The sequence below is a fragment of the Marinobacterium litorale DSM 23545 genome (assembly GCF_000428985.1).
Classification (GTDB): Bacteria; Pseudomonadota; Gammaproteobacteria; order Pseudomonadales; family Balneatricaceae; genus Marinobacterium_D; species Marinobacterium_D litorale.
On record NZ_KE386831.1, the window covers coordinates 1 to 10,239 of the forward strand.

The 10,239-nt window shown below is 57.7% G+C and carries 3 protein-coding genes; all 3 read right to left on the bottom strand.

Translation table 11 applies throughout. The features are described 5' to 3' along the window. Positions 1–1,493 (bottom strand): M10 family metallopeptidase C-terminal domain-containing protein (locus tag G403_RS25430; RefSeq protein ID WP_027855810.1); only part of this gene is annotated, 1,493 nt, incomplete at its 3' end. Positions 1,494–2,005: 512 nt separating this feature from the next. After that, positions 2,006–7,522, bottom strand: coding sequence for a hypothetical protein (locus G403_RS0121550; RefSeq protein ID WP_027855811.1), 5,517 nt, complete (start codon positions 7,520–7,522; stop codon positions 2,006–2,008). Positions 7,523–7,555: 33 nt separating this feature from the next. Next, the coding region (locus G403_RS25510; RefSeq protein WP_036235017.1) for a hypothetical protein at positions 7,556–10,239 on the bottom strand (2,684 nt) is incomplete at its 5' end.

The following is a 10,239-nucleotide window of genomic DNA, read 5'->3' on the forward strand; positions in this document are numbered from 1 at the left end:
ACATTAGCGACGCTGCCGGTGGCGGAACTGGTGACACTCTCGGCGGTACCCTGCGCATCGGTATAGCGGAGGCGAACACTGACCTGAGAACCCACATCATCCTGAGTCAGGGTGTACTGGGTGCCGGTGGCCCCGCTGATGGCACTGCCATCGCGCAGCCACTGGTAGCTGAACGTACCCAGGCCATCGTCATCGGCTACGGCACTGGTATCGACGGAGAGCGTCTCGCCCTGACTCGCTATGCCCTGAATTGAGGGCAAGCCCGTTGGCGCGCTATTGGTACCCTCAATAGGATTGGATTCTGCACTGGTAACCGATTCAAACGTTCCACCACCGTCGGTGTAGCTCACCTCTACACTGATGCCGGTGCCCACATCCGCTTGTACCAGGGTATAGGTTGACGAAGTAGCTCCGTTAATCGTGGATCCATCACGAAGCCAGCGGTATGTGAATGCGCCAAGCCCGTCGGCATCGGATAGGTTAGAAGTATCGGCTGTTAATGTGGAGCCCTCTACTAACGATCCTGACAGGGCGACAGCTCCAGCGGGAGCCTGGTTAACCAATGACAGCGTTTGGTCAGCGAAAATGATCGCCTCGATACTCTCAAGATCGTCAATACCGTCGCTACCGACGTTATCCTGGACGGTATAACCAGAGACTGTCTGGGTGATCGAGTAGTCTGCCCGGTTACCGGCGTAAATGGCTATGTCCTGTCCGAGCCCACCGATTAACGTGTCGTTGCCGCTATTACCGGTCAACTCATTAGCGGCATCGTTACCGATTAACGTGTCGTTTCCGCTGCCTCCAATCGCATGTTCGATGGTCACGTCGAAGGCGATTGCCAGGTTATCTGTACCGTCGTAAGTGGGGACTGAGCCACCGCTATAACCAGGAGGCAAAGCATCAGAGAGTATCGTGATACTGCTGTAGTTGCCGGCCCGAAGATCGATCAAACTACCCAGCGTAAAGTTTGCAATGGTGATGGTATCTTCGCCACCGGTGTCCCAGATCGTCTTGATAAACGGTGTGTCTGGATCAAATGTGTAAACGTTATCCCCGTTGGCGTAGGAGCTGTTGGCACCATACAGGTGTTGAAGTGCCAGAATATCGTAGGGCATAAATGTTTCTGGCTGAACATAGTGATAATCAAATGAATAGTTGCCCGGAGACGTTTCCGTAACTGACCGATAGAGAGAATTGGGGTGATCGGTATAGGACATCACCGTGTACTTGTTGCTGTCGTAAGCGCCGGCGAGGGTGTAGTCGCCGGAGAATGAGTGTTTTAGACCGAGGGCGTGTCCCAGTTCGTGGAGCAGGGTATGGAAACCATGGTATGAGGGTGAAAAGTCCTGTGTTGTCCAGCTGGTAGAGCTGTTAAGCCAGATATCACCCGCTAAATCCGTTGGGGTCGCGGACAGAATCGTATCGTTACTATAGCTGTAATAATAGCTGGGATAGTACGCATAACCACTGCTTCCTGACTGGGCTTCCATTCCGAAGCTGATATCCCCCCCAGAGGCTTGATATACAAAAGAGATGTCAGCGACAGCGGAAGCTAAACTCAAAACGGATGTTGCTGCAGTCCTTTCCGTTGTATTAAAAGCACGAAAGTTACCGGAACCTGCGTAATAACTCGGGGATGAAGTTAAAAAGCTGTAACTTACCGTTGCAGAATTACCGATACCCGCAGGCGAGCTGAGCGAGCTGCCGACCGCATCGCCGAAGTTCCATCGTGCGGTAAAGTACCCGTTATTAATGGAGAGAAGAGCGTCATAGGGGTCGGTCGTTGTAGTCATTCAGAAATATCCATAGGTCGTTGAAGCGCTGGCAACAAAGCACTAACGCCTTCTACCTGCGTGTATCTTAAGGGGGAATTTGAGAAATTACCGCGTATTCTCATCCATGATTCTGTGTCGGTACTGTTGTTCGAAACTAACACTCTGCAACCGGGTTGAAAAGAGACCTGGGTCAAGGCCTCTTTCAACGATCTCAATGGCAGGTCGCCTTACCCGTAAAGCTGGAATATTTCCTCCTCTCTTGCCTGTGATCCCGTGAGCATAATAACCATATAATCCCCGTCGGATGGGTCGTTTGGTTCAGCGGGGTTGCTGTGTGCAGGCTTTGTTTCGGGCAGCCAGGTGTTAATCTCGTGCGGCATAGTAACTGTTTGGAGAGTATCGTTCGCAAACATGGCCGACACCGGCTGGACAGCTTTGGATTGTGCGAGTGCTTGCGTGACTCTTGCTGTACTGATCACGTCACCGGCGGTCACCCTGGCCAACATGCCGATACCATCAAAGTTGAAGGGTTGCGTGTACTGGGCCGGGTCACCACTGCCGGTGGGGTCGATCAGCTCCACCAGGCGGGCGGAGAAGGCCATCTTGTTCTGCATGTTGGCCGCATCGTCATTCTGAGCCCCGTTGACGATGGCAAAGGCCAGGTTGGTGAGGCTGTGTTCGCTGTCGCTCCAGTAATTGATCTCGGCATCCACCCCTTCGCGGTTAAACGCGGAGCGGTAGATCTCGGCGATGATCTCCGGGCGGGACTTATCGCCATACAGCGCCTGGTTCTCGGCGTTTTCCGGGGCACCAAAAGCGCCGGAGACCACCTGCCAGTTCTGGTATTTGTCGATCTGCTCGGTCCAGTATTTCAGGCCGTTGGGGTCGGCCGGGCGCTGGTAGTAGGCGATATACATCTGGTAGACCAGCGCTTCGGTATCGCTCCAGCCCGGTGGTGTCCACTCGGCGGCCTGCTGGGTTTGCGCAATGGCATCCAGGTCCTCTGCCGTTAGAAGGGCGGCATTGGTGACTGCGGCCTGCTCAATCAGCGTCTGCGGCAGTGCGCCCCGGAACAGCTCCGTGAGGGTGGCACTGTCAGCCAGATCTACAGAGGTATCGCTACCCAGCTGATGGGTGAGTACGTCTACCACCGTGCTGAAGTCACTGCCATCGGCATGGGCGGCATCGCCCAGGGCGGCCAGGGCGGCGGCCGTTTTCTGGATCTGGGTGGCCTCGCTATCGGCCACCTGGAAGGGATCGTAGTTGAGAAGGTCCGCCTCGGTGGAGAAGCCGAGCAGGGTTTCCACCGCTTCCTGGGCATCCTCAGTATTGGCTCCGCTTTGGCGGGCGTAGCTGTCGATCAGGGTGGTGATCGGCGTAATCACGCCCGCTCCAGCCGGGGCGCTCAGAGCCAAGTTGTTGGCCAGGCCGGTATCGGTGTTGGTACCGCCGATAGCGATCACCGAGCCCGAGAGGTTGCTTTCAACCGAGAAACGGCCTTGGTTATCCGTCGTGGCATCGGTCAGCTCTTCCGGGTCGGGGGTTCCGTCACCATCGCTGTCAATATAGATGCTCGCTCCCTCAATATAACCATCGATAACCCTGCCTTCGATAGCCAGTTTTGCTACCGGGGCGCTGGATTCACTGGTGACTTTCTCAGCGGTGCCGAAGCCGTCGGTATAGGTGATTTCAGCGCTGATATAGGCGCCGATATCCGCTTCGGTTAGAACCAGGCTGCTGGCTGTAGCGCCTGTGATGGGTGAGCCGTCGCGCAACCATTGATAACTGAGCTCCCCGAGACCGTCGGGGTCATGCAGTTGCGTTGTATCCAGCGCCAGGGTTTGCCCTTGTCTAGCCTCGCCTGAAATGGTCACAGTGCCGCTTGGCATGTCATTAATATTGGAGACTGTGACCGGTTCACTGCTGACGGTTTCGGAGGTGCCCATCCCATCGGTGTAGCTGACCCAAACGCTGATATCGGCGTCCACCTCCTCCTGCGTGAGTATCAGGGTGCTTTCGTTAGCACCCAAGATCATTTCTCCATCCCGGAGCCATTGATAGCTGAAAGCACCCAGCCCGTCGAAGTCGCTTAGCGCCGCCTCTGCGCTCAGCGTCGCACCCTGAACGCTATCGCCGGTAATGGTTACCGTGCCCTCGGGGGGGATATTGATGTGTGTTATGGCAGGGGTCGGATCAGACTCAATGGATTCGAAGAACCCTTGACCATCGGTGTAGGTGGCCATCACGCTGATCTGCTTTCCTGCATGATCGCGGGTCAGTGTCAGTTGATCACCGGTCTCCTCCAGTTCGACTCCATCTGCAAACCACTGGTAGCTAAATGTGCCAAGCCCGTCCACATCGCTCAAAAAGTTGGCGACAAACAAGGTGTTACCCTCTTGGAGGGTCCCCGTTATCTCAAGTGAACCGGTCGGCTGCGAGTTGAAATAATAGGAGTCGCTATATTGTGGGACTTGATGGTAAACCGAACCGACTCGGAAGTAGTCGAACGCGATATCCAGGTTGCCGCTTTTGGCACTGGTTGTGAACGATAGCTTGAGCTGGTCATCCTGCATGAGGGCAGGAGATACCGATCCGGTCAGCTCCACGGTACCTGTGCCGCCCAGAATGCTGGAACTTACACTCAGGCTCGATGAGCCCCCGCCGAGCAGCGAAAGGGTATCGAAGCTGACCTCGGAGGCATTGTAGGTGAACCGTAATGAAAGCGAGTTGAAGCCCGGCTGTAGATCCGCATTGGAGATAACCACATCGAGCGTATCGCTGCCTGCTTCATTCAGCGTGAGAGCCGGGGGCGCGGGCTCGATATCGGGTGTTGTCTGTGCAAAAACCTCTTCAGTGGTTCCGCGACCGTCCGTATAGCGAACCTTCACCCCGATGTTTTTACCGACCATCTCCTCAGTTAAAAGGAGCTGCTCGCCTGTTGCTCCTTGCAGATCCACACCATCAGCCTGCCACTGGTAGCTGAATGTGCCCAGTCCGTCGGGGTCGTAGAGAGAACTTACTATCGAGAGCTGATAACCTTCAATGGCGTCGCCTGATATTTCCACCGTGCCGGAGGGAAGGTGGTTCGTGGATACTCGTAGCGTATAGGTACCGATATCATCATCACCCAGCTCACTAACACGAATGAAGTAAGTTCCAGACGCCTCGGGTGTCAGGTAATAATAGGGGTCGTTTCCGGCCTCATCGTACGCGGTCCCGTCGATGAAGTATCCGTTCGTGTCGAATAGTGTTAGGTATGGCCGTTCCCCAAAGTCCTCCCCTAAGGTTCCTTTTTGGGCCCGGTAGCCGAGCAGCTCGAACAGATATGTTTCACCGGCTGTTAACTCCGTACTAAACCAGTCCTTGTCTCCAGTAAACTCAATCTCTCCTGAGGTGCTACCTCCAATCGAGATCGGCGTGGCGGAGTCCTGACTGTTGCCGTGATCATCTTCCTCGACTACTGCGGTTTCAGACGTTAAAAGTTCTTCGGTTCCCCCACCATCGGTAAAGGAGACAGTTACGGTGATGGAAGCGCCTGCGTCCTCCATTGTCAGGCCATAGGTCGGGTAAATTTCGTTGCCTATAGCGATACCATCCCTGTACCACTGGTAGCTGAATGTGCCCAGTCCGTCTGCGTCGGCAAGGGTGCTTGTGTCGGCACTCAGGGTTTGACCCTGCTCAGGGGTGCCGGTTATCTGTACTGAACCGGTGGGCGGGGTGTTGGTGGGTGTATCTGAAAAAGTAAGCTCGGCGGAGGTGCCCGTGTGGTCCGGCAGGTCGTCCTCTATGGTTTCTATCGAGAGCGTGTAATCGGTGGCGCCGCTGGCCAGGGCTCCGTCCACCTCGATGTAATAGGTACCGCCATTCATCGGCGTGAACACCGCTTTGCCCATCTGGTAATCGGTTTCCCAGCGGAATAGGGGAGCGACTTCATTCAGCTGCCGGTCGAAGTAGCCATCGCTGTCTTCCAGGCTGTAAACAGTGACGTGGGGTTTGTAGACATTGCCCGGATTGTCGGAGCCGGGTGTCTGCAGGTTTACACGATAGGTTGTATCGGCGCTCAGCTCTACCGCAAACCAGTCTTTGTCACCAACCGCATCGATGCGCCCGGTTGCGCTGCTGCCCAGCGAGACTGTACCGCTGGTATCGATATTATCGACGTAGTCGTCGGTGATTGTTTCTACCGACAGCGTGTAACCGCCGGTGGTGCCTGCATCGTTACTGACATCGAAAAACCACTCGCTGTCCTGGCGTGGGCTGAAGATGATCTGGGTGCCGTCATCCTCGGTGGAGGTATCTAAAATACCAAGCACTGAGCGGCCGGCCTCATCCACAAAACCGTTGTAGTCGTTGTTGCTGTAGCCCGAAAGAGAGTACTCCGCCAACAGTGGCGCCAGCAAGTTGTTGATATCAAAGCCCATCTGGGTGAGCAGGGCTTCCATCTCCTCGGCGCTCATCCCCTCGGTGGGGATGCCGTAGCCGGCCAGCAGGTCGGCCAGGGTTGCATCGCGCCCGCCTTCGCTGACGACTTTGATGCGGTAGGTGTTGCCGCCGGTGAGCTGAGCGCTGAACCAGTCGTGATCGCCCGCCTGCTCCAGCGTGCCCGCAGTGCTGGCGCCCGGGGCAACGCTGCCTGCAGTATCTGTATTGTCGGCATAATCATCAGTGACCGGGGTGAGGCTGAGTGTGTAGTCACCGATATGCTGCGATGCCCCGGTTATGGCGTAGTAGGTGGCATCTGTCTGGGGCGTGATAACAGCGGACCAGAGGCCGTTTTCACTGTCATATACGCCCTGGCTCACGCGGGAATCATCCGAGTCCACCCCATGGGTACCGTTGCCATCCTCCACTGAGAGGAGGCTGAGACCCGCCGATTGGGCCGCGCCGACATCCGCCGGCTGCAGGGTAAAGCGGTAGCTCTGTCCGCCCAGCAACTGGGCTGCTATCAGGTCGGTATCATCCTCGGTATCGTAGCGCCCCTCGACACTGCCGTTAATGGCCACCAGGCCACTGGTGTTGATGTTATCGGCGTAGTCATCCTCCACACTCTCCAGCGCGAGGGTATAGTCGAGAGGTGCCTCCAGAGCAGCATACTGGGCCACATTGATATGGTAGGTGCCGCCCTCCTTGGGAGTGAACGTCAGCACGCTCTCCCCGGAGGCGGTGATGACGCCGGTTTCGTAGGCGATGGTCGTTTGCCCGTTGGAAAACAGTTCCAGGTAGAGGGATGAGGAGGCGGCCGAGCTGACCGAGAAGCGATAGGTCACGCCGGCTTCCAGCTCGGCGGTGATCCAGTCGTTATCGGCGGCAGTTTCGATCTGTCCCTGGGTCTCGCCGCCCACCGTTATTGTGCCTGTGGTACCGGCATTGGACGCGTAATCGTCCTCGACCTCGGTGACGCTGAGCGTATAGTCCGCCGGGGTGCTATCGGTGCCGAAATAGCCCTGTGCCGCCAGAGACAGGTAATACACGGAGTCCAGATAGGGGGTGACGACAATCTCATTGATGCCGCTCTGCTCGGAAAAGTAGGTGGCGTTGTAACGCACCGCCCAGTAGGGGCTGGAGTAGGCGTCTACCACAATTCCGGCGTCATCCTCGGTGCTGAACGCCGCGAAGCTGTAGCTGTCGTTGCTGCCCTCGGTGCCCGAGACCTGTGCCGTGAACCGGTAGGTTGTCCCTGCCGATAACTGGACCCGTACCCAGTCCTCATCAAAGCGCGTATTGAGTGTGCCGGTAATATCCATATTCCCTCCCCTTTAAGACGCAGGTCAGCGGTGTTACATCAAAATCAGATCCCCATCGGCCGGTGCGTAGTCCGGCGACAGCAGTGCAAGCGTTTCAAGACCGGGCTCGGTGTTCGGCTCGGCGCTTTGTTCAGCCTGGCCATCAGCGCCGTTATCAAACAGGGGCAGGGCCTCCGCGACCGGCAGCTCCCAGCTTTGAGAACCATCGGTAATATTGAGTGCACTGGCTTGCGCAGCAAACAGTTCCGAGGTGAGCGCCAGGCCGTTGCTGAATTCGGCGGTGACGCTCAGGCCCAGCACCTGTGCCAGGGCCTTGAGGCCGGTCTCGTTCATCAGTAGATCGGTTTTCAGCCGGACCAACCCATCGACCACCTCAAACCGGTTGTCATTGATGCTGAACACCGGTGTGCCGGCCGAGGCGGGGCCCTGGTAGTCCAGTGTGCCCAGTACGATACCCTCAAGGCCATCGGGCACTTTGCTCATATCCAGCTGCAGAGAAAAGGCGTTTTTCGCCTGCTGGGCCTGGAACAGGGCCTGGGATACACCCTGCGGGGTAACCGGATCCTGCGCTGACACTTCGGCCAGCATGCCGATGCCGTCAAAGTCGAACGGGGCGGTGTACGCCTGTGGATCTCCCGTACCGCTGGGGTCGATCAGCTCTGCCAGGCGCGCCGAGAACGACATCTTGCTCTGCATATTGGCGTGGTCATCGTTCTGTGCTCCGTTGACGATGGCAAAGGCCAGATCGGTAAGGCTGTGCTCGCTCTGTGCCCAAAAATCCACCTCATCATCAACCGCGTCGCGGTTGAAGGCGGCCCGGTAGATCTCGGCCACCACCTCGGCACGGCCTTTACCCCCGTACAGCGCCTGATTTTCCGCGTTTTCCGGCGCACCAAAGGCACCGGAGACCACCTGCCAGTTCTGGTGCATCTCTATCTGGTCGGTCCAGTACTTGAGGCCGTTGGGGTCGGCCGGGCGCTGGTAGTAGGCGATATACATCTGGTGAACCAGCCCCTCTACCTCGGTCCAGAGCGGTTTGGCAACAGGTTGGTCCGTACTCAGCCGCTGCTGGTGGGCGCTACCATCCTGCGGGATAAATTCAGCGGCTAGCGTGATAACCCGGCCAATATCCTCCTGGGTTAGTTGGTATTCACTACCGTTGGCACCTTCTATTGGGTCGCCATCCCGCAGCCATTGATAGCTGAGCGCCAGAGGGCCTTCGGCGCCCTGTAAACCACCCTTAACGGTGAGCGTTTCACCCACGCGGGCTTCACCCTCCAGGGTAAGCTCACCGGTGGTGGCCCAGCTCTGCACCGGGTTGCCCGCCGCGTCGTAGCGCTGGCCAAAAATGCCGGTGGCGTCGCCATCCTGCCCCTCGGACTGCCAGGCTATTACCCAGCCGCCATCGGCCAGTGCAGTGGCCATGGGGGCTCTCTGATCACCCGTACTCTGGCTGTTGATCTGGAAGGCATCGCCCAGAGGCTCGCCATCGGCATTGAAGCGCTGGCCGTAAATATCACGGCCGCTCTCAGCGCCGTTATCGGCTTCCCACACCTCAAGCCAGCCGCCATCGGCAAGCGGGGTCACAGCCGGTTGAGGCGGCTCAGCGGGCTGATCATCAAGCACTAGTGGACCGCCCAGGGCATTACCTTGCGCATCGTAACGCTGGCCGAACCAGCCCTGGCTGAGCCCGTTTAAGTAGGTGGAGTGCCAGGTTACCAGCCAACCGCCATCATCCAGCGCTTCAACCTGGGGGGTGGACTGGGTTAAACCGGAAAGGTGAACCCTGAACTCACCGCCATCGGCAAGGCCATCGGCGCCGTAACGCTGGCCGTAGATGCTGCCGGGGGAGCCGTCCTGGTAATCCGAGCGCCATACGACCACCCAGCCGCCATCAGCCAGTGCCGTCAGGGCGGGCTCGCTCTGTGCGTTGGTGATAAAACTGTTGATCTGAAACTCGCCGGCCTGAGCCGTATTGGGGCTTACCGGCCGGGTTGATGGAGATTGAATACTCTCGCTATCACCGGCACTGTTGGTATAGTGCGCCTGCACGCTGATGGCATGGCCTGTGTAAGACTCTTTGAGCAGCAGTCGGCCTTCGGTGGCCCCCTCTATGGGCTCACCATCCAGCAGCCACTGGTAGCTGAGGCTGCCCAGGCTGTCTTCGGTGAGTGTATGGTGCGCCTCGAGGATGCTGCCCGCCAGGGTTTGTCCGGTGATAAACACCTGCCCCTGCGGTGGCTCGCTGGCGGCTTCCACGAGAGCGGTCTCGCTGGATTCGACTCGGGCTACAAAGCCCTGCCCATCGGTATACCGTGCAACCACGGCGATAGACTGGCCCACAAGCTCTTCGGTTAGCCGTAGCCGGTCACCGGTGGCGCCCTCAATCTCAACACCATCGGCCAGCCACTGATAGCTCACCGGCCCCATCCCCTCGGCGTCGGTGAGGGTATGGCTGGCGCTGAGCCACTCACCGGCCAGCGGTTCACCCTCAAGGGTGACACCGCCTTCCGGCGGGGTGTTGAAAACCTCTACAGCATTGCCGTTGGCGTCATAGCGTTGTGCGTAGATGCCACTAAAGGAGCCATCCTGGCCGTAGGATGTCCAAGTGACCAGCCAGCCACCATCGTTAAGGGCGGTTACAGATGACCCAAACTGATGGTCGTCTGTGTAGCTATTGATCTGGAACTCATCGCCGTAGGCGCTGCCGTCTGCGG